This is a genomic window from Polaromonas sp. (genome assembly GCF_036676035.1).
Taxonomy (GTDB): domain Bacteria; phylum Pseudomonadota; class Gammaproteobacteria; order Burkholderiales; family Burkholderiaceae_C; genus Polaromonas.
Map to the genome: position 1 here is coordinate 21,735 of NZ_JAKFDR010000002.1, position 18,387 is coordinate 40,121.

Here is an 18,387-nt window from a genome sequence, read left to right on the forward strand (position 1 = left end):
CTTACGCCAGCAAGGCCACATTGCCACCGGCCGCCGTGGTGTTGACCGTGACGGTTTGCTCCGCGCAGAAGCGGTAGAGGTAGTGCGGCCCGCCGGCTTTGGGGCCGGTGCCGGAGAGGCCTTCGCCGCCAAACGGCTGCACGCCGACCACCGCGCCTATCATGTTGCGGTTGATGTAGATGTTGCCCACATGCGCCCCCGCCGCCAGCGCCTGGGCACGCGAGTCGATGCGGGTCTGGATGCCCAGCGTGAGGCCGTAGCCGAGGGCGTTGATCTGCCCAATCACCGCTTCCGGCTCCTTCAGCGCGCCGCTGCCCCAGCGCACGATTTGCAGCACCGGACCAAAGATTTCCTCCTTGACGCCGGCCAGGCTGGCTACTTCAAAGGCACTCGGCGGAACGATATTTGCTACCGATTTAATAGCTGTCGGCGCAGATTTGGTACCGGCCAGCAGTGCTTTTGACTCTGTAGTCAGGCGCTGAACGTGTTGCCGGATGTTGTCAAAGGCTTCGCGGTCAATCACCGGGCCGACGTCGGTGCTCAGCTCGGAAGGCTGGCCGGCCACCAGTTCCTGCGCGGCGCCCTGGATCATTTCAATCACGCCGTCGGCGATGGCCTCATGCACGCACAGCAGGCGCAGCGCCGAGCAGCGCTGGCCGGCAGAGCGGAAGGCGCTTTGCACCACGGCGTCGGCCACCTGCTCGGGCAGCGCAGTGGAGTCGACCAGCATGGCGTTGATGCCGCCGGTCTCGGCAATCAGCGGCACGATGGGGCCGTCCTTGGCGGCCAGCGCGCGCTGGATGATCTTGGCGACCTGGGTGGAGCCGGTGAACACCACGCCGGCCACCTGCTTTGCTGCCACCAGTGCGGCGCCCACGGTCTCGCCAGGGCCGTGCAGCAGTTGCAGCGCCTCGGGCGGCACGCCGGCCTCATGCAGCAGTTTCACGGCCTCCCAGGCCACGCCGGGCGTCTGCTCGGCCGGCTTGGCCAGCACCGTGTTGCCGGTGGCCAGCGCGGCGGCGACCTGGCCGGTAAAAATCGCCAGCGGGAAATTCCAGGGGCTGATGCAGACCCAGACGCCGCGCGCGGTCAGGCGTAGCTCGTTGGTTTCGCCGGTGGGCCCGGGCAGGCTGATGGGCGCCATGATGCGCTCGGCCTCGAGCGCGTAGTAGCGCAAAAAATCCACCGCCTCGCGCACTTCGGCCACCGCGTCGCCCCAGGTCTTGAAGGCTTCCTTGACCAGCAGCGCGCAGAACTTCGGCATCTGCTGCTCCAGCGCATCGGCCGCCCGGCGCAGGATGGCGGCGCGCTCGGCCACCGGCTGCTTGCTCCATTTTTGATAGCTGCTCACGCCAATTTGTATAGCTTCAGCGGCCAATTTGGCATCAAACTCCGGCACCACCGGCACCCGGACCGTTTCCAGGGCCGCCAGCAGCGGCGCGCGCATGGCGTGCACCGTCAGGTCCAGCCCCGCGCTGTTTTGGCGGCTCGCGCCGTAAAGCGCCAGCGGCAAGGGCAGCGAGGGCTGGGGCTCCAGCCGCAGCGGCGATATCAAGAGTTCGTCCATGCCCACCGATTCGTCGGCCAGCTGGTGCACAAACGAGGAGTTGGCACCGTTTTCCAGCAGGCGCCGCACCAGGTAGGCCAGCAGGTCGCGGTGCGCACCGACGGGCGCATAGACGCGGCAGCTGATCAGCGGGTTTTTGAGCACCTCGCGGTAAATGCCTTCGCCCATGCCGTGCAGGCGCTGCAACTCAAAGCTCGAACCATTGCGCGCCGCCATCTGCAAAATCGCGGCAATGGTGCCCGCGTTGTGCGTGGCGAACTGCGGGTAGATCGCGTCGGGTGCGTCCAGCAGCGCGCGCGCGCAGGCCAGGTAAGACACATCGGTGTGGTGCTTGTGCGTGAACACCGGGTAGTGCGGCAGGCCCAGCTCCTGCGCGCGCTTGATTTCCGAATCCCAGTAAGCGCCCTTGACCAGCCGGCACATCAGGCGCAAGCGGTATTTGCGGGCGATCGCGGTGATGTGGGCAATCAGCTCCAGCGCACGCGTCTGGTAGGCCTGCAGGGCCAGGCCAAAGCCCTGCCACTGCGGGTAGTGCCGCGCCACCTGGGCGGCCAGCGCCTCGAACACATCGAGCGAGAGCTCGAGCCGGTCCACCTCTTCGGCGTCAATCGTCAGGTTGATATTGGCCTGGGCGGCCAGTTCGCACAGCCCCCAGACGCGCGGCACCAGCTCGGCCATCACGCGCGCATGCTGCGCGTCTTCGTAGCGCGGGTGCAAGGCGCTGAGCTTGATGGAGATACCATCGTTTTGCTCGGTAGTCGCCGTCACATTTGCACGAGAAGCTATTGATTTGATAGCATTCATGTAGCTGTCGAGATAGCGCAGCGCGTCGGCATCGGTGCGTGCGCCCTCGCCCAGCATGTCATAGCTGAAACGCAGATTGGCAATTTTCTTGCGGGCGTCATCGGCCTCGGCCATGGCATCGCCAATCGTCTGCCCCAGCACAAACTGCCGGCCCAGCAGCTGCACGGCGCGCAGCGTCGCGGCCACCACGGTGCGTGCGCCCAGCTTGGCCATCAGACCGGGCTCATGGTCAGCTTGTCCCGAGCCTGCCGAAGGGGGCAAAAACTTCTTGGACATGGCAATCGCCGACGAGGACAGGCGCTGCAGCACGCCATCGCCGGCCGCGTCGAAATCGGCGCGCCCCAGTTGGTCGGCGGTCAGGGCAATCGCGGTCTCGGCGTCCGGCACGCGCAGCAGGGCTTCGGCCAGCCGCATCAGGGCCAGGCCTTCGGCGCTGGAGATGGGGTACTCCTTGAGCAGGCTTTCCATGGCCCAGAACGGCGGCGGGTTGTCGCGCACGGCCTGCACCCAGGGACGGGCGGCATGGGCGGCAGCGGCCCAGTCGAGCGCGCCTTCCAGCGATTTCAGGCGGCTGGAAACGACCTGGTCTTCGGGCCGGTAAGGAAAAGGCAAACGCATGATGATCTCCATGTATTAAAGACAATACATCTATGATTAATTAAGCAATATAGATTTATTCACTATATTTTGTTGATTTATCAGATAAAAATTAGCCCCATCCAACCACCAGGCACCCTGTTCACCCCGCCACGCCCGGAAAGGCACGGCGCAGTCCGGAAATCAGCATGTCCACGGCCATCGCCGACAGCAGCAGACCCATGAGGCGTTCCAGCGCGACCAGGCCCGACTTCCCGAGCCGCCGCGCCAGGGTGCTGGCCGACAGCAGGACCAGCCAGACCAGCCCCATCGACAGGCCGATCGCGGCCGCCCAGGTCCAGCCCCGGTCGGGCTGGCGGGCGGCCAGCAGCAGCACGGTGGCCAGCGCCGACGGGCCGGCGATCATGGGAATGGCCAGCGGCACCAGCAGCGGCTCCCCGCCCTGATCAGGGTCGGAAAAGCTCACACCCATGCCTGGGAAGGCCATGCCCATCGCAATCAGGAACAGGATCACTCCGCCAGCGATCTCCAGCGACGCATCGGTCAATCGCATGGCGTGCAGCAGCCGATCGCCGGTCACCATGAAGACCAGCAGGACCAGCATGGCAAACAGGCACTCGCGCGTGATGATGCGGACACGGCGGTGCCCCGGCACATCGCGCAACAGACTCAGCACCACCGGCACGTTGCCCAGCGGGTCAAGCACGATCAGCAGGACGATCAAGGCCGAGAAGAAGTCATGTTGCACGGCAGGCTCCGTTCAGGATGGGGTCGGAATCTAGTACCGCAACCCGCGCAGCAGGACCGGCGCGCCGCCCGTCCCACCGGGCGGGCGCGCACGGCCCGCGTTCCGCTCAGTTGAAGTAGTACTTCGCAGACAGGTTCACACGCGACAAATCACCCTTTTGGCCGCTCAGCGTCTTGCGCTGGCCAAACACATACTCGGCGCCGAAGTCCACGTTCTTGATCGGGTTGTAGATAAAGCCCAGGTGCGCCTGATAAACGCTGCGATTGATGCCGAACTGCCCCGTGTCCAGGCCGTTGGCACGGGCAAAGGCGGTGTAGGCGTTGTCGTAGTTCTTCTGCCAGCCCAGCACGAAATTGGCGCGCAAGGTGTCACTCGCCTTGTACTGGTAGCCCACCACCACACCCAGCGCCTTTTCCAGCAGAATGTCGTTCGCCGCCGGGTCGTGGATGGCGCCTTCGATGTAGTTGAGATAACGCCCGATGCCTTTGCCATAGGTCAGCGCAAAGCTCGCGAAGTCCTTGGCGTCACGCATCTTGACCAGGGCCGTCGCGCCCAAGCCGCTGCCACGCCGGGACACATTGACCCCGGCGCCGTCGTTGATGCGCAGCTCATGGCTCACCCCGCGCAGGCTCATCGCGCCCCAGCCGAAGCTCTTGTCCCAGCGGGCGATGAAGTCCGGCACCCGGGAAAAGCCGGCCGGTGTCACCACACCCGTGTTGTCAAGCACGTAGCTCGCCGAATTTTCGGCCGCCACCGTGAACGTGCCCATGTCCTTGGTGTTGTAGGCATAGCGGACCTGTGGCTGGCGAATGAAGGTCGAGCCGATCGGGCCATTGAAATCCACCGTCTCCGGCGAGTTGTCGACGTCCATGAACGTCGACCAGGTCTGCCCGACCAGCAGCCCGCCAAACTGGCCGTAGGCGTGGCGCAGGCGGAAGTTGTAGGAGTTGGACGCCTGCTGGGTATAGATGTTGCCGACCGTTCCATACACGGCACTGTTGCCGGTGCGGGGTTCATTGTTGAAGTCCCCCTCGACCTTCACCGCCAGCGGACCGTAGGGGGTCGGGGTGGAGGCTTCGATGCCGATGCGGGACGTGCGTGCATGCAGGTAGGTCTGGCCGGTGCGTGTGGTCGATCCATTGATAGGCGCGTACGGGGCAAATGTCGAGTAGTCGTTGCCCGAGTTGTCGCCCTTGAACTCATGCACGCCGTTGAGTTCTGCAAAACCATACAGGCGCAGCGAAGTGTCCGAACCCGGCAGCCGGAAGCTGCCGGGAATGTCACCCAGCACCACCGCATCCTTTTGCTTGAGCTCCAATTGCTCGATGCGCTCGGTGGTGGCGCTGCTGGCCGTGGGCGCGGCGGGCGGCTGGGCCTTGAGTTGGTTGAGTTCCTGCCGCAAGCGCAGGAGGTCCTGGCGCAGTTCCTCGAAATCCTTCGGGGTCTGGGCCAGGGCCGGCAGGCTGAGGGTGCCGGACGCCAGCAGCATCAGGGTGATTGCAGATCTTTTCATGTTGTCTCCTGTTAAAAAATCAGATGAAGTTGACCAGCGGGTTCGCGCGGCGCGCGCCCGATGGGAGTCGATCGGAGTCGATCGGAGTCGATGGGGGTCGAGGGGCTCGGTGCCCCGGCTAGCGGATCACTTGCCCCAGAAAGGCCCGGATGCGGGGGTTCGCCTGCGCGCCAAAGAACTCGGCCGGCGGCGCGTCCTGCGCCACCTGCCCCTGGTCGATGAACAGCACGCGATCGGCCACTTCGCGGGCAAAGCCCATCTCGTGCGTGACGATGATCATGGTCATGCCCGACTGGGCCAGCTGTTTCATGACATCCAGTACTTCCTTGACCATTTCCGGGTCCAGCGCCGAGGTGGGCTCGTCGAACAGCATCACCTTGGGCTGCATGGCCAGCGCCCGCGCAATCGCCACGCGTTGCTGCTGGCCGCCGGACAGCGCAAACGGGTACTTGTGCGCATGTGCTTCCATGCCGACCCGCCTGAGCAGCTCCATCGCCTGGGCACTGGCCTCGCTGCGCGGCGTCTTGCGCACCCGCCGCGGCGCCAACGCCACGTTGTCGAGCACGGTCAGGTGCGGGAACAGGTTGAACTGCTGGAACACCATGCCGAGTTCGCGGCGCAAGGCGTCCAGGTGCGTGAGGTCGTCATCCACCTCGATGCCATCGACCCGGATGCGGCCCGAGTCGTGCCGCTCCAGCCGGTTGAGCATGCGCAGCAGCGTGCTCTTGCCCGAACCGGAGGCGCCGACGATCACGGTGACCTGGCCGGCCTCGAAATGCGTGGAGACGTCGCGCAGCACATGGTGGGCGCCAAACCGCTTGTTAACCTTCTCCACGGTGATCAGGCTGGCGCTCATGTGGCCCCCACGCCCGACGATGTCGGGCTGCCCCCCAAGGAGGCGCGAGCTTGCTTGAAGCGGTTCTGCGCGGGCGCTCATGGCTGGCGTCCTTCCACGTCGTAGCGGCGTTCCACCGCGCCCGAGATCTGGGTCAACACGGTGGTGAGCACCAGGTAGATGATCGCCGTGGTCACCAGCGTGGGCAGCGGCTGGAAGGTGGCGGCCTGAATGCGGTTGCCCACATTGGTCAGTTCCACCACGCCGATCGCATAAGCCAGCGACGAATCCTTGAGCAGGGCCACCGTGTTGTTGACCAGCGGCGGCAGCGAGATCTTGAAAGCCTGCGGAAAAGTCACGTCGATGAAGGTGTACCAGCTCGACAGCCCCAGGGAGCGGGCGGCTTCGATCTGCCCCCTGGGCACGGCAAGAAGGCCGCTGCGGATGGCCTCGGCGTTGTAGGCCCCGGCGTTGAAGGCCAGCGCCACACAGGCCGATGCGAAATCGCTCAGCTGCAGCGCCGGCACCAGCGTCGGCAAGGCCAGAAAGACGAACAGCACCTGCACCAGCAGCGGTGTGCCGCGCACCACCCAGATGTAGAGCGAGGCAATCCAGCGCAGGGGCGGCACCCGTGATATCTTGCCCAGGGCCGCCAGCACACCGATGACAATGCCGACCAGCCCGGCGATCACGGTGAGCTGGACCGTGACGCGAGTGCCTTCGGCGAAGGACTGCGCGTTCGCGCCTATGGGTTCGGGCGCGAGGGCCAGCGGGATGGCCATCAGCCACAGCACCACCATCAGCACCACGGTGGCCAGCACCATGGTCGCGCTGCTGCGCTGCTGTCGGCTCCAGTCACCGGGCCATTGGGGAAACACAAACTTCATGGGGTTCTCCGGCAACCAGCTGAGCGACCGCATGCGCTTACTTGCAACGCACGTCTTCATTGAAGTACTTCTTCGACAGCACGGTGTAACTGCCATCGGCCAGCACGTCCGCCAGCGCCTTGTTGTAGCCTTGCGCCAATGACGCATTGCCCTTGCCGACGGCGGCCGCGATGCGCTCGATGAAGACAAAGTCGCCCAGCTTCATGCCGGCACCGGGGTTGGCGGCAATCGCGATAGCCGCGACAAACTTGTCGGTCACCCAGGCGTCGACGCGGCGTGACACCAGGGCGCTGCGCGCATCGGTGTCCTGCGGGAAGTTCTTGACCTCCTTCACGCCTGTCAGCTTCTTGACGTTCTCGAGGTAGGTGGTCCCGGTCTGGACCGAGATCACCTTGCCGTTCAAATCGGCGGCGGTGCGAATCGCGGGGTCGAGCGACACAATGGATCCGCCCGAACAGTAATGGGGGTCCGCAAACGTCACCGCCCGGGCCCGTTCGTCGGTGACACCGTGGGACGCGATCACCAAGTCCCAGCGGTCCTGGCGCAGACCCGCCAGCAGCGCATCGAAGCCCAGGGCTTTCCATTCGACGCTGACTCCCATCTTTTTGGCCACCAGTTCAGCCAGCTCGACCTCAAATCCCGACAATTTTGAGCCCTGAAAGTAATTAAAGGGCGCGAACTGCCCTTCGGTGGCAATGATGATCTTGCCCTCCTTCTTCACCTCATCGAGGCTGCGTGCCTGTGCCGTGATTGCCGCCAGCAGCGTCAGGCCGAGCAGCGCCCACATCTTGAATCGTTTCATCAAAGTCTCCTTTTATGGTTAAAACAGTCGAAATTCATTTTTAAAAAGTGGCGCTGGCGCCGCTGTGCTTTCCGGTCTGTAAGCCCGCCGCCCAAGGTCGTGCGGACGTGGGCCACGATGTCGGAGGTCGAGAAATCGCCATCGAGACGGAGGCGCCCATCGGTTGGCGCACCGCTCAGGCAGACACCCTGCACCGTGGCGCGGGCGCTCATTGGGCAACCTCCGCGCTATGCGCTGCGGTATTCGCCTTGGGAACGGCCCGGCGGCTCATGCGGCCAGCGGCAGGAAGGGGGTGGCTAGGGCAAAGTCATCGCAGACCCTGCGCCGGGACAGGTGTTGCGCCAGACCCATCCGCTGCACATCGCTTTTGATCCGGATCTGCGGTTCGTAGTCAACGACACGGGCGGCATCTTGCGCACTCAGGAATTGGGTTTCGGGGGTCGAGGGACGTTTCATGAAGCGCTTGCTCTGTTGGAATGAAAGCAGTGTCCCAAGGCGGCATTTCAATAGAAATCGTCAACATTGATAGTTTTTTGTCATATTTCTATCAATTCGCCATCAAAAAATGGCAAAATAGCAGAATGGATGCACTCGATCAGCAATTGCTTTCTCTTTTGCGCAAGGATGCGCGCATGAACGTGGCCACGCTGGCCCAGAAGTTGGGGGTGTCGCGTGGCACGGTCACCAATCGCATCACCAAGCTGGAAGACGCCGGCATCATCGTCGGCTACACCGTGCGCCTGCGACCGGATGCGCAACCCAATGAGATCAAGGCCTGGATGAGCATTGCCGTGGAAGGCAATGAAGCACGCAAAGTGATCGCCAGCCTGCTCGGTGAGCCCGGGATCGCCATCCTGCATGACACCAATGGCCGCTGGGACCTGCTGGCCGAACTCCGGGCCCAAAATCTGTCCGAGCTGTCCAAGGTGCTGGAGCGGATTCGCCTCATCCGGGGCATCAGCAACACGGAATCCAGCATCCACCTCGAAACCTACCGGCTGTCGTGAAAGTGGCTGCAACGGGTCCGCGAATCCGGCGCCAGGGCTGCCTTGATTGAATTGCATGAGCGAACCAAGCATTGACATCGACCGCATTGACCTGAAAATCCTGAATGTTTTGCAGCAGGACGGGCGCGTCTCCAACCTCAAACTGGCCGAAAGCGTGGCGCTGTCGCCCACGGCCGTGCTGGCCCGCGTGCAGCGCCTCACGCGCGATGGCTACATCCTGGGCTACGAGGCCCGGCTGAACCCGCTAAAGCTGGGCGCCGGCATGATGGTGTTTGTGGAGGTGCTGCTGGATCGCACCACGCCGAATGTCTTTGAAGCCTTCAAGGCGGCCGTGCAGGTTCACCACGAAATCATGGAATGCCACATGGTGGCCGGCGGCTTTGACTACCTGCTCAAGACCCGCATGGCCGACATGGCCGCCTACCGCCACTTTGCCGGCACGGTGCTGTGGCAACTGCCCGGCGTGCGCGAAACCCGCACCTATGCGGTGATGGAAGAAGTCAAAAACACCACGCAACTGCCTTTGTAACTGTCTCGCAAGGAAGTCAAAAAGCTTTATCTGCCGGCCGTTTGACATCACAATGTGGCACCACAACTTGGCACCCCCCATCATATTTTTGAGGAGCTTTCCATGAACCCGAACATCACATTGACGGCTGCCGCGCTCACGCTGGCCATGGCCGCTGGCGCTAGCGCGCAAACCATGAAGCCCGGTTTGTGGGAGATCCACAACAAAATGCAATCGGGCTCGGGCGAGATGGAAAAAGCCATGGCCGACATGCAAAAGCAGATGGCCGGCATGCCGCCTGAACAGCGCAAGCAGATGCAGGACATGATGGGCAAACAAGGCATGGCCATGGGCCAAGGCGGCGCCGGCGGCATGAGCGTGAAGATGTGCATGACCAAGGAAATGGCCGAGCGCAACGAAATGCCCGCGCAACAGCAAGGCGACTGCAAAACCACGCATTCACCGCGCAGCGGCAACACCATGAAGTTTGCCTACACCTGCGCCCAGCCACCGTCCAGCGGCGAGGGCCAGATCACCTATGTGAGCGACACCGCCTACACGATGAAGATGGTGACCACCACCACGGTCAAGGGCAAGGCCGAAAAGATGAACATGGACGCTTCGGGCAAATGGCTGTCGGCGGACTGCGGCAACGTCAAACCCATCGCCTCTCCGAAAAAATAGACCGAAGAGCTCTCTTCACCAGCAGGGGCCGCGGAACCGGCTTTGCCGGGCCGCAGGCGCAGCGGCCCCCTCGGGGGGTAGGGAGCTACACGCAGTGAGCGACCGTGGGGGCCTATCTCTTTCCGAAGATCGCGGTGCCCACGCGAACCATGGTGCTGCCGGCATGGATCGCCGCCTCCAGGTCGGCCGTCATGCCCATCGAGAGCGTGTCCATCGCCTGCGGCAACACACCCGCTGCATTGATCTGGTCAAACAGGGCCTTGGCCCGGGCGTGGACTGCGCAGGCAGCTACAAAATCGATAGCAGGCTCCGGAATGGACATCAGGCCGCGCAGCCGCAGCCGCGGCAGGCCCGCGACTTCGGCGGCCAGCGCCAGCGCCTCGTCGGGGGCGACGCCGGACTTGTTGGCGCCACCGTCGATATTGACCTGCAGGCAGACCTGCAGCGGCGGCAAATGCGCCGGGCGCTGCTCGCTGAGCCGCTGCGCGATTTTCAGGCGATCCACCGACTGCACCCAGTCAAAATGCTCGGCCACCTGCCGGGTCTTGTTGCTTTGCACCGGGCCGATGCAATGCCATTCCAAAGGTCCGGACAGTCCAGTCACATGGTTACGCACTGCAACAATCTTCTCAACACCTTCCTGAATGTAGTTTTCGCCAAACAGCCGCTGGCCATCCGACACGGCGGCCATCACCGCCTCCGGGCCAAAAGTTTTGGACACCGCCAGCAGGCGCACGCTGGCAGGGTTGCGCCCGGCGGCCACGCAGGCCGTGGTAATGCGGTCACGGACAAGCTGGAGATTGCGCACAATCATGGTCATAATCGAACTGTAAACCCAGACTCAAACCCTCAGGCTTTTAACCTCGACTTCCAAGGATTCCCGGGATGGACATTACCCAGCTGCTGGCTTTTAGCGTCAAGAACAAGGCTTCTGATTTGCATTTGTCGGCAGGCTTGCCGCCCATGATCCGGGTGCACGGCGATGTCCGCCGCATCAATGTCGAACCGCTGGACCACAAGCAGGTGCATGCCATGGTGTATGACATCATGAACGACACCCAGCGCAAGGCCTACGAAGAGTTTCTGGAAGTCGACTTCTCGTTCGAGATTGACGGCCTGGCGCGTTTTCGCGTCAATGCCTTCAACCACAACCGTGGCGCCGGCGCGGTGCTGCGAACCATCCCGTCCAAAATCCTGACGCTGGAGCAGCTCAACGCACCCAAGATTTTCGGCGACCTGGCCCTGAAACCGCGCGGCATGGTGCTGGTCACCGGCCCCACCGGCTCGGGCAAGTCCACCACGCTGGCGGCCATGGTCAACTTTTTGAACGAAACCGAGTACGGCCACATCCTGACGGTGGAGGACCCGATCGAGTTTGTGCACGAGTCCAAGAAATGCCTGATCAACCAGCGCGAAGTCGGGCCGCACACCCTGAGCTTTAACGCCGCGCTGAAGTCCGCGCTGCGCGAAGACCCGGACGCGATTTTGGTGGGCGAGATGCGCGACCTCGAAACCATTCGCCTGGCCATGTCGGCCGCCGAGACCGGCCACCTGGTGTTCGGCACTCTGCACACCTCCAGCGCCGCCAAAACGGTGGACCGGATCATTGACGTGTTCCCGGCCGAAGAGAAGGAAATGATCCGCGCCATGCTGTCGGAATCGCTGCAGGCGGTGATCTCGCAAACCCTGTGCAAGACCAAGGACGGCCAGGGCCGCGTGGCGGCGCACGAGATCATGCTGGGCACCAGCGCCATTCGCAACCTGATCCGCGAAGCCAAGGTGGCGCAGATGTACTCATCGATCCAGACCGGCAACAGCGTGGGCATGCAAACCCTGGACCAGAACCTGACGGACCTGGTCAAGCGCAACGTGATCTCTGCCGCCGAAGCGCGCGGCAAGGCCAAGATCCCTGAGAACTTCCCGGGGTAGAAATGGGCGACACTCGCAACACGGGCTTGCTCCCAGCAAGCAGGGGCCGCGGAACCGGCTTCGCCGGGCCGCAGGCGCAGCGGCCCCTCGGGGGCAGCGCAGTACACGAAGTGACAAGCGTGGGGCATCAATGATTAAAGGAGCCGTTCATGGAACGCGACCAGGCCAGTAAATTCATCAATGACCTTTTAAAGCTGATGCTCACCCGCAATGGCAGCGACCTGTTCATCACCGGGGATTTTCCGCCGGCCATGAAGGTGGACGGCAAGGTCACGAAGGTGTCGCCGCAGCCGCTCAACGCCGGGCACACCCTGGCGCTGGCCCGCGCCATCATGAACGACAAGCAGGCTGCCGAATTTGAGCGCACCAAGGAGTGCAACTTTGCCATTTCGCCGCCGGGCGTGGGGCGCTTTCGCGTCAATGCATTCGTTCAGCAGGGCAAGGTTGGCATGGTGCTGCGGGTCATCCCCGCCGTGCTGCCCACCATTGACGGCCTGGGCGTGCCGCAGGTGCTCAAGGATGTGGTGATGTCCAAGCGCGGGCTGTGCATCCTGGTGGGCGCCACGGGCTCGGGCAAATCCACCACGCTGGCCGCCATGGTGGACTGGCGCAACGAGCAGTCTTATGGCCACATCATCACGATTGAAGACCCGGTGGAGTTTGTGCACCCGCACAAGAACTGCGTGGTGACGCAGCGCGAAGTCGGGCTGGACACCGACAGCTGGGAAGCCGCCCTCAAAAACACGCTGCGCCAGGCGCCCGATGTGATTTTGATGGGCGAGATCCGCGACCGCGAGACCATGGAGCACGCGATTGCCTTTGCCGAAACCGGCCACCTGTGCCTGGCCACCCTGCACGCCAACAGCGCCAACCAGGCGCTGGACCGCGTGATCAACTTCTTCCCCGAAGAGCGCCGCGCCCAGCTGCTGATGGACCTGTCCCTCAACCTCAAGGCCATGATCTCGCAGCGACTGGTGCCCAAGCAGGATGGCAAGGGCCGCGCCGCGGCCGTCGAGGTCATGCTCAACTCGCCGCTGATTTCCGACCTGATCTTCAAGGGCGAGGTCTCCGAGATCAAGGAGATCATGAAGAAAAGCCGCAACCTGGGCATGCAGACCTTTGACCAGGCGCTGTTTGATGCCTATGAAAGCCACGTGATCAGCTACGAAGACGCACTGCGCAATGCCGACTCGGTCAATGACCTGCGACTGCAGATCAAGCTCAATTCGCAGCGGGCCAAGTCGACGGACTTGGCCGCCGGTACCGAACACTTCGCCATCGTTTAGAGGGCTGCTGCGCGGGCTTGATGCGTCGTTGGGCGGTGCTCGCAATCCTCACGTACCTGAAAGTACGTTCCGGTTGCTGCGCTCCGTCCGCCTAGCCTGAAGCCCGCTCGCTACGCCCCGACACCTCTCTTTTCGCCCTGAACATCATGCGCAATACCAACCCCAAAACCTACGAGCCCACCCCTTCCCGAAAAGTCGCTTTTCTCGGCCTTGGCGTCATGGGCTACCCCATGGCCGGCCACCTGGCGCTGGCCGGGCACCGGGTCACGGCCTACAACCGGACTGCTAGCAAATCAATAGCATGGTGCGCAGAATTTCCGGGCGCTGGAAGCTCAAACCATGCGGACACCCCGCGCCTGGCCGCTCAAGACGCCGACGTCGTGTTTTGCTGCGTCGGCAATGACGATGACCTGCGCAGCGTCACCCTGGGTGCCGACGGTGCGTTTGCCGGCATGAAACCGGGTGCCGTGTTTGTCGATCACAGCACGGTATCGGCCCACGTCGCGCGCGAGCTCTACGCCGTCGCCAAAAACCTGGGGCTGCAGTTTGTCGACGCCCCGGTCTCGGGCGGTCAGGCCGGGGCCCAGAACGGCGCGCTCACGGTCATGTGCGGCGGCGACGCGGCGTCCTTTGAGGCCGTCAAGCCTGTGGGCATGGCCTTTTCGAAGGCGTTCACGCTGATGGGCGCCAGCGGTGCCGGCCAGCTCACCAAAATGGTCAACCAGATCTGCATTGCCGGCCTGGTGCAGGGCTTGAGTGAAGCGGTGGCGTTTGGCCAGAAAGCAGGTCTTGATGTCCGCCAGGTGCTGGACGTCATCGGCAAGGGCGCCGCGCAAAGCTGGCAGCTCGACAACCGCGGCAAGACCATGCTGGCCGACCAGTTTGATTTTGGCTTCGCGGTGGACTGGATGCGCAAGGATCTGGGCCTGGTGCTCGATGAAGCCAAGCGCAACGGCGCACGCCTGCCCGTGACCGCGCTGGTGGACCAGTTTTACGCCGACATACAAGCCATGGGCGGGCAGCGCTGGGACACGTCCAGCCTGATCAAACGGCTTAGATAATCAGGCCCCCACGCTCGTCACTGCGTGTACTTCGCTGCCCCCCCGAGGGGGCTGTGCTTGCTTGGGGCGGCCCTGCGCTGCGCACGGCCTTCTACACACTTTTCATATCTCCGCTCGCCCTGAGCTTGTCGAAGGGTCGTCCTGAGGTATTCCCGTTCGTCCTGAGGTATCGAAGGATGCCCCCTGAGGGGGTTGTGCTTGCTTGGGGGGGCGTCGAAAAATGGCGCCTATCAATTCGCTGGCGATTTGGCGGCATCGGGCTGCGGTTTGGCCGGTGAGGGCAGCATGCGTGTCAGCTCTTCCTCGCTGATGATTTCAAAAATCCGCACGACTTTCTGAACCCCCGGCGTGCCCCGCACCACCTCGGTCCCGCGGTCCGCTTCGCGCTGGGTCACGCGCCCCATCAGGTAGGTCGTTCCGCGCTCGGTCACCACCTTGAACGAGTTGGCCTGCAGATCCCGGGCGTCGATCAGCATGGCCTTGACGCGGCCGGTCACCAGCACGTCGGAGGAGCGCTGGGTCAGCGTGGAGTTGCCGCTCACGACCAGCTCATTGACGGTGGACGCCACGTTTTCAACCCGCGACACGACCTGCTCGACCAGCTGCTTGTCCTGGGCGCTGGGGACTTCACCCGTCAGCAGCACTTGCCGGTTGTAGCTGGTGACATTGATATGGCCACGCTCGCCCACATTGTCGCGAAGACGGCTGGCGGCGCGCAATTCAATGCCTTCATCTTCCAGCTGCATGCCGGAGGTGCGGCGATCGGTCGCAATCAGCACGGAGCCCCCTGCCGCACCGCCCACCACGAGGGGCACGCAGGCCGTCAGGGCGCCGGTCAGGGCCGCGGCGGCACAGGCCGCCCAGGTCAGTCGTTTCATCACGCCATGTTTCATGCAGAGGTCTCCTGATCACCCAGTAACTGGGCATCCACACCATCACAAATACAGTGGAGCACCAGCAGGTGCACCTCCTGAATACGGGCCGTGCGCTCATGCGGCACACAGATATGCACATCGGTTTCGCGCAGCGCATGGGTCATCTTGCCGCCACCCCGGCCGGTCAGGGCGACCACGGTCATCTCGCGCTCGTGCGCCGCTTCAATCGCCGCCAGCACGTTGGCGGAGTTGCCGCTGGTGCTGATGGCCAGCAGCACGTCGCCGGCGCCCCCCAAGGCACGCACCTGCTTGGAAAAAATCACGTTGAAGTCGTAATCGTTGGCGATCGCCGTGAGGATGGAGCTGTCGGTGGTCAGGGCAATCGCCCCGAGCTCGGGACGCTCGCGCTCATAGCGCCCGACAAACTCGGCCGCAAAGTGCTGGGCATCGGCGGCCGAGCCCCCATTGCCGCAGGCCAGTACCTTGCCGCCACTGGTCACACTGGCCAAAATGGCCTGCACGGCCGCCGCAATGGGCTTGGATAAAACCTGCGCCGACTGGTATTTGAGGTCGGCGCTGTCGATAAAGTGCTGTTCAATGCGTTGTTCAAGCATGGGCCAATGATAGCGGGTCAGGGTTTCCGATAGCCGCAAAAGGGGCTTGCACCCCTTGATACGCCATACATCGTTACAAATTCCAGACTGAAAACCGTCCTCAGGACGCATCAAATGCGGCGCGCAGCCATTCCAGACTGACGCCCCCGGGCTGCGCCGGCGAGCCCTGCACCAGCACCACATCAAACCGGCAGGGCGGCGGGCTGGCAAAGCGCATCAGGTAATGCCGGGCCGCCAGCACAATGCGCTGCTGCTTGGCGGCGCTGATGCTGGCTGCGGCACCGCCATGCGACTGGCCGCTGCGCTGGCGCACCTCGACAAACACCAGCGTGCCATCCGGCGCGCCCATGATCAGGTCAATCTCGCCGCCGCCGCGCCCGGGTGTCCGATAATTGCTCGCGATCGGCTTCAAACCGGCCCTGACCAGGTAGTCGCGCGCAGCCCGCTCGGCCGCATCGCCCAACCGCTTGGTGGTAACCTGCTCCTTCCCTGCGGCGCTGGCGCTACTTGGCGGCGGCGATTGCGCAACCTGTTTTCTGGAAAACCACATTGAACGCTTCTTTCGACTTGGCACTGGCTGCGGCACGGGCCGCAGCAGGCATGCAGCATTATCCGGAAAGCGCGCTGTATGTGGTGGCCACACCGATTGGCAACCTGGCCGACATCAGCCTGCGGGCGCTGCATGTGCTGCAGCTGGTGCAGGCCATCGCCTGCGAAGACACACGCCACACCCAAACCCTGCTGCGCCAGTACGGCATTGAAAAACCGCTGCTGGCCGTGCATGAACACAACGAAGCGCAGGCCGCCGGGCTGGTCATCGAACGCCTGCAGCGCGGCGAGCGCGTGGCCTACGTCAGCGATGCCGGCACCCCCGCCGTCAGCGACCCCGGCGCCCGTCTGGTGGCGGCCGTGCGCGCGGCAGGGCTGGCCATCATGCCCCTGCCGGGCGCCAGCAGCGTGACCACGGTCCTCAGTGTGGCGGGCATCACGGGCGGCCCCGGTTTTGTGTTTGCAGGCTTTTTGCCCAGCAAGGCTGGCGAGCGCGATCAGGCCGTGGCAGCGCTGCACACCGAGCCGCGCGCCGTCATCCTGCTCGAAGCGCCGCACCGCATTGAAGCGCTGGCGCGTGCGCTGGCGGTGCTGGCGACCCGGCCCGTCACCGTTGGCCGCGAGCTGACCAAGCAGTTTGAAGAAATCGCCACCGTCGCCGCCGCGGACCTGCCGGCCTGGCTGGCCGCCAACCCCCAGCGCACCCGCGGCGAATTTGCGCTGGTGCTGCATGCCGTCACGCAAGCCGGCCCCCGGGAAGACGGCGTTCATGTGCTGCAACTGCTGCTGGGCGAGCTGCCCTTGAAAACGGCCGTGAAGCTGGCGGCCGAAATCACCGGAGCGCCCCGCAACGACCTCTATGAAGCCGCCCTGAAGCTCAAGAAAGAATGAACCCCAACGCCGCACAACTCTGGCGCGCACCGCGCTGGGCCCTGGCCGCCCTGCTGGCCGTGCTCGGCATGCTCGGGCCGTTTTCGATCGACACCTACATCCCGGCGTTTTCCGGTATCGCCCAGGCGCTGGGCGCCGCCCCGGTGGAGATGCAGCAAACGCTGTCCGCCTACCTGTTCGGCTTTGCCTTCATGAATTTGTTTCACGGTGCGCTGGCCGATAGCTTTGGCCGGCGCCCGGTGGTGCTGTGCGGGCTGGCCATGTTCACGCTCGCTTCGGCCGGGTGCGCGCTGTCGCAAAGCATCAGCCAGCTGGTTTTCTTCAGGGCTTTGCAGGGCTTGTCCACCGGCGCCGGCATTGTGGTGTCGCGCGCCGTGATCCGCGACATGTTTCCACCCGCCCAGGCCCAGCAGGTAATGAGCCAGGTCACCATTTATTTCGGCGTAGCCCCGGCCATTGCGCCCATCATCGGCGGCTGGCTGTTTGTGCACGCCGGCTGGCACAGCGTTTTCTGGTTTCTGACGGCGGTGGGCGTGGCGCTCTGGGTCGCCAACTACCGGCTGCTGCCCGAAACCCTGCACACCAGCCAGCGCCAGCCCTTTGAGGTCAGGCACCTGATGCGCGGTTATTGGGAGCTGGGGTTCAGCCCCCGGTTTTTGCTGCTGGCGCTGGCCAGCGGCGTGCCTTTCAACGGCATGTTTTTGTATGTGCTGGCGGCCCCGGCTTTTCTGGGCAATCATTTGTCCTTGCAGCCGACCGAGTTCTTCTGGTTTTTCATCCTGACCATCAGCGGCATCATGGCCGGCGCCTGGCTCAGTGGCCGGCTGGCGGGCAAGATCGCCCCCAAGCAGCAGATCCGCCACGGCTTCGTCATCATGCTGGTGGTGTCGGTCATCAACCTGATGGCCAATCTGTTTTTCACGCCGCACGTGTCATGGGCTTTGTTTCCGATTGCCGTGTTTGCGTTTGGCTGGGCCCTGATGGTGCCGGTCATCACGCTGCTGGTGCTGGACCTGAACCCCGAGCGGCGCGGCATGGCATCGTCCCTGCAGGCCTTCATCGGCTCCACGGCCAATGGCCTCGTGGCCGGCGTGATCGCGCCGCTCATCATGCAGTCCACGGTCGGGTTGGCAGTGGGCTCGCTGGCCATGATGTGTGTCGGCCTGCTTGCCTGGCTTTACCTGCACCATCGCTGGCCGGAAATCGGCCGCGCAGTGTCGCGGGAATAGC

20 protein-coding genes are annotated in these 18,387 nt (G+C 63.7%); 8 read left to right on the forward strand and 12 right to left on the reverse strand.

Annotated elements, in window-relative coordinates; translation table 11 throughout:
* Position 1: 1 nt before the first annotated feature.
* The 8 genes from V6M61_RS00285 to V6M61_RS00320 all read right to left on the reverse strand — a co-directional run bounded on the left by V6M61_RS00285 (position 2) and on the right by V6M61_RS00320 (position 8,209).
* Complete coding sequence (locus V6M61_RS00285; protein ID WP_332774549.1) at positions 2 to 2,989, reverse strand: L-glutamate gamma-semialdehyde dehydrogenase; 2,988 nt, start codon at positions 2,987 to 2,989, stop codon at positions 2 to 4.
* 121 nt (positions 2,990 to 3,110) lie between these two features.
* Complete coding sequence (locus V6M61_RS00290; RefSeq protein ID WP_332774550.1) at positions 3,111 to 3,716, reverse strand: MarC family protein; 606 nt, start codon at positions 3,714 to 3,716, stop codon at positions 3,111 to 3,113.
* Positions 3,717 to 3,822: 106 nt separating this feature from the next.
* Positions 3,823 to 5,229 (reverse strand): DcaP family trimeric outer membrane transporter, encoded by a 1,407-nt coding sequence (locus tag V6M61_RS00295; RefSeq protein WP_332774551.1) that lies wholly within the window; start codon positions 5,227 to 5,229, stop codon positions 3,823 to 3,825.
* A 118-nt stretch (positions 5,230 to 5,347) separates the two neighbouring features.
* Entirely contained in the window at positions 5,348 to 6,085 is a 738-nt protein-coding gene (locus V6M61_RS00300) for an amino acid ABC transporter ATP-binding protein (protein WP_332774590.1), read from the reverse strand.
* A gap of 77 nt (positions 6,086 to 6,162) precedes the next feature.
* A complete protein-coding gene (locus tag V6M61_RS00305) occupies positions 6,163 to 6,951 on the reverse strand; it encodes an amino acid ABC transporter permease (protein ID WP_332774552.1) in 789 nt (262 codons plus the stop codon).
* A gap of 37 nt (positions 6,952 to 6,988) precedes the next feature.
* Positions 6,989 to 7,753, reverse strand: a complete 765-nt coding sequence (locus V6M61_RS00310) for an ABC transporter substrate-binding protein (protein WP_332774553.1) — start codon at positions 7,751 to 7,753, stop codon at positions 6,989 to 6,991.
* Positions 7,753 to 7,965, reverse strand: a complete 213-nt coding sequence (locus V6M61_RS00315; RefSeq protein WP_332774554.1) for a hypothetical protein — start codon at positions 7,963 to 7,965, stop codon at positions 7,753 to 7,755. The genes V6M61_RS00310 and V6M61_RS00315 overlap by 1 nt, the downstream gene beginning before the upstream one ends.
* 55 nt (positions 7,966 to 8,020) lie before the next feature.
* The gene (locus V6M61_RS00320; protein WP_332774555.1) at positions 8,021 to 8,209 is read right to left on the reverse strand and encodes a hypothetical protein; all 189 of its coding nucleotides are present in this window, start codon (positions 8,207 to 8,209) and stop codon (positions 8,021 to 8,023) included.
* Positions 8,210 to 8,334: 125 nt separating this feature from the next.
* Between V6M61_RS00320 and V6M61_RS00325 the strand changes: the two genes are divergently transcribed.
* From V6M61_RS00325 to V6M61_RS00335, 3 genes are all read left to right on the forward strand, one after another.
* Positions 8,335 to 8,760: an Lrp/AsnC family transcriptional regulator gene (locus V6M61_RS00325; RefSeq protein WP_332774556.1), complete on the forward strand. Its 426-nt coding sequence runs from the start codon at positions 8,335 to 8,337 to the stop codon at positions 8,758 to 8,760.
* A 55-nt stretch (positions 8,761 to 8,815) separates the two neighbouring features.
* Complete coding sequence (locus V6M61_RS00330; protein ID WP_332774557.1) at positions 8,816 to 9,289, forward strand: Lrp/AsnC ligand binding domain-containing protein; 474 nt, start codon at positions 8,816 to 8,818, stop codon at positions 9,287 to 9,289.
* Between the two features lie 102 nt (positions 9,290 to 9,391).
* The gene (locus V6M61_RS00335) at positions 9,392 to 9,952 is read left to right on the forward strand and encodes a DUF3617 domain-containing protein (RefSeq protein ID WP_332774558.1); all 561 of its coding nucleotides are present in this window, start codon (positions 9,392 to 9,394) and stop codon (positions 9,950 to 9,952) included.
* Between the two features lie 112 nt (positions 9,953 to 10,064).
* Here V6M61_RS00335 and V6M61_RS00340 read toward each other — a convergent pair whose 3' ends face one another.
* Positions 10,065 to 10,772 (reverse strand): YggS family pyridoxal phosphate-dependent enzyme, encoded by a 708-nt coding sequence (locus tag V6M61_RS00340; protein ID WP_332774559.1) that lies wholly within the window; start codon positions 10,770 to 10,772, stop codon positions 10,065 to 10,067.
* 65 nt (positions 10,773 to 10,837) lie between these two features.
* On the opposite strand from V6M61_RS00340, the gene V6M61_RS00345 reads away from it, so the two are divergent.
* From V6M61_RS00345 to V6M61_RS00355, 3 genes are all read left to right on the forward strand, one after another.
* Positions 10,838 to 11,881 carry a type IV pilus twitching motility protein PilT gene (locus tag V6M61_RS00345; RefSeq protein WP_332774560.1) on the forward strand — a complete coding sequence of 348 codons (1,044 nt, stop codon included), beginning with the start codon at positions 10,838 to 10,840 and terminating at the stop codon, positions 11,879 to 11,881.
* Positions 11,882 to 12,030: 149 nt separating this feature from the next.
* Entirely contained in the window at positions 12,031 to 13,167 is a 1,137-nt protein-coding gene (locus V6M61_RS00350) for a PilT/PilU family type 4a pilus ATPase (protein ID WP_332774561.1), read from the forward strand.
* Positions 13,168 to 13,313: 146 nt separating this feature from the next.
* Positions 13,314 to 14,228, forward strand: a complete 915-nt coding sequence (locus V6M61_RS00355; protein WP_332774562.1) for an NAD(P)-dependent oxidoreductase — start codon at positions 13,314 to 13,316, stop codon at positions 14,226 to 14,228.
* A gap of 230 nt (positions 14,229 to 14,458) precedes the next feature.
* On the opposite strand, the gene V6M61_RS00360 is transcribed toward V6M61_RS00355, so the two are convergent.
* The 3 genes from V6M61_RS00360 to V6M61_RS00370 form a co-directional block, all read right to left on the reverse strand.
* A complete protein-coding gene (locus tag V6M61_RS00360; RefSeq protein WP_332774563.1) occupies positions 14,459 to 15,121 on the reverse strand; it encodes a BON domain-containing protein in 663 nt (220 codons plus the stop codon).
* A complete protein-coding gene (locus V6M61_RS00365) occupies positions 15,118 to 15,717 on the reverse strand; it encodes a phosphoheptose isomerase (RefSeq protein WP_332774564.1) in 600 nt (199 codons plus the stop codon). The genes V6M61_RS00360 and V6M61_RS00365 overlap by 4 nt, the downstream gene beginning before the upstream one ends.
* Before the next feature lie 100 nt (positions 15,718 to 15,817).
* Positions 15,818 to 16,267, reverse strand: a complete 450-nt coding sequence (locus V6M61_RS00370) for a YraN family protein (protein ID WP_332774565.1) — start codon at positions 16,265 to 16,267, stop codon at positions 15,818 to 15,820.
* A 50-nt stretch (positions 16,268 to 16,317) separates the two neighbouring features.
* Here V6M61_RS00370 and rsmI point away from each other — a divergent pair, with 50 nt between their 5' ends.
* Complete coding sequence (gene rsmI, locus V6M61_RS00375; protein ID WP_332774591.1) at positions 16,318 to 17,157, forward strand: 16S rRNA (cytidine(1402)-2'-O)-methyltransferase; 840 nt, start codon at positions 16,318 to 16,320, stop codon at positions 17,155 to 17,157.
* On the forward strand, positions 17,154 to 18,386 hold the full coding sequence (locus V6M61_RS00380) for a multidrug effflux MFS transporter (RefSeq protein ID WP_332774566.1): 1,233 nt from the start codon (positions 17,154 to 17,156) through the stop codon (positions 18,384 to 18,386). Before rsmI ends, V6M61_RS00380 begins: the two co-directional genes overlap by 4 nt.
* The last annotated feature ends 1 nt before the right edge of the window (position 18,387 follow it).

Bases quoted from the DNA above. Each gene is read 5' to 3' on its own strand.
- V6M61_RS00340 (WP_332774559.1), bottom strand. From the start codon at position 10,772: ATGACCATGATTGTGCGCAATCTCCAGCTTGTCCGTGACCGCATTACC.
- V6M61_RS00350 (WP_332774561.1), top strand. From the start codon at position 12,031: ATGGAACGCGACCAGGCCAGTAAATTCATCAATGACCTTTTAAAGCTG.
- V6M61_RS00345 (WP_332774560.1), top strand. From the start codon at position 10,838: ATGGACATTACCCAGCTGCTGGCTTTTAGCGTCAAGAACAAGGCTTCT.
- rsmI (WP_332774591.1), top strand. From the start codon at position 16,318: ATGCAGCATTATCCGGAAAGCGCGCTGTATGTGGTGGCCACACCGATT.
- V6M61_RS00335 (WP_332774558.1), top strand. From the start codon at position 9,392: ATGAACCCGAACATCACATTGACGGCTGCCGCGCTCACGCTGGCCATG.
- V6M61_RS00285 (WP_332774549.1), bottom strand. From the start codon at position 2,989: ATGCGTTTGCCTTTTCCTTACCGGCCCGAAGACCAGGTCGTTTCCAGC.
- V6M61_RS00380 (WP_332774566.1), top strand. From the start codon at position 17,154: ATGAACCCCAACGCCGCACAACTCTGGCGCGCACCGCGCTGGGCCCTG.
- V6M61_RS00330 (WP_332774557.1), top strand. From the start codon at position 8,816: ATGAGCGAACCAAGCATTGACATCGACCGCATTGACCTGAAAATCCTG.
- V6M61_RS00355 (WP_332774562.1), top strand. From the start codon at position 13,314: ATGCGCAATACCAACCCCAAAACCTACGAGCCCACCCCTTCCCGAAAA.
- V6M61_RS00370 (WP_332774565.1), bottom strand. From the start codon at position 16,267: ATGTGGTTTTCCAGAAAACAGGTTGCGCAATCGCCGCCGCCAAGTAGC.
- V6M61_RS00315 (WP_332774554.1), bottom strand. From the start codon at position 7,965: ATGAGCGCCCGCGCCACGGTGCAGGGTGTCTGCCTGAGCGGTGCGCCA.
- V6M61_RS00360 (WP_332774563.1), bottom strand. From the start codon at position 15,121: ATGAAACATGGCGTGATGAAACGACTGACCTGGGCGGCCTGTGCCGCC.
- V6M61_RS00325 (WP_332774556.1), top strand. From the start codon at position 8,335: ATGGATGCACTCGATCAGCAATTGCTTTCTCTTTTGCGCAAGGATGCG.
- V6M61_RS00300 (WP_332774590.1), bottom strand. From the start codon at position 6,085: ATGAGCGCCAGCCTGATCACCGTGGAGAAGGTTAACAAGCGGTTTGGC.
- V6M61_RS00310 (WP_332774553.1), bottom strand. From the start codon at position 7,753: ATGAAACGATTCAAGATGTGGGCGCTGCTCGGCCTGACGCTGCTGGCG.
- V6M61_RS00295 (WP_332774551.1), bottom strand. From the start codon at position 5,229: ATGAAAAGATCTGCAATCACCCTGATGCTGCTGGCGTCCGGCACCCTC.
- V6M61_RS00320 (WP_332774555.1), bottom strand. From the start codon at position 8,209: ATGAAACGTCCCTCGACCCCCGAAACCCAATTCCTGAGTGCGCAAGAT.
- V6M61_RS00305 (WP_332774552.1), bottom strand. From the start codon at position 6,951: ATGAAGTTTGTGTTTCCCCAATGGCCCGGTGACTGGAGCCGACAGCAG.
- V6M61_RS00365 (WP_332774564.1), bottom strand. From the start codon at position 15,717: ATGCTTGAACAACGCATTGAACAGCACTTTATCGACAGCGCCGACCTC.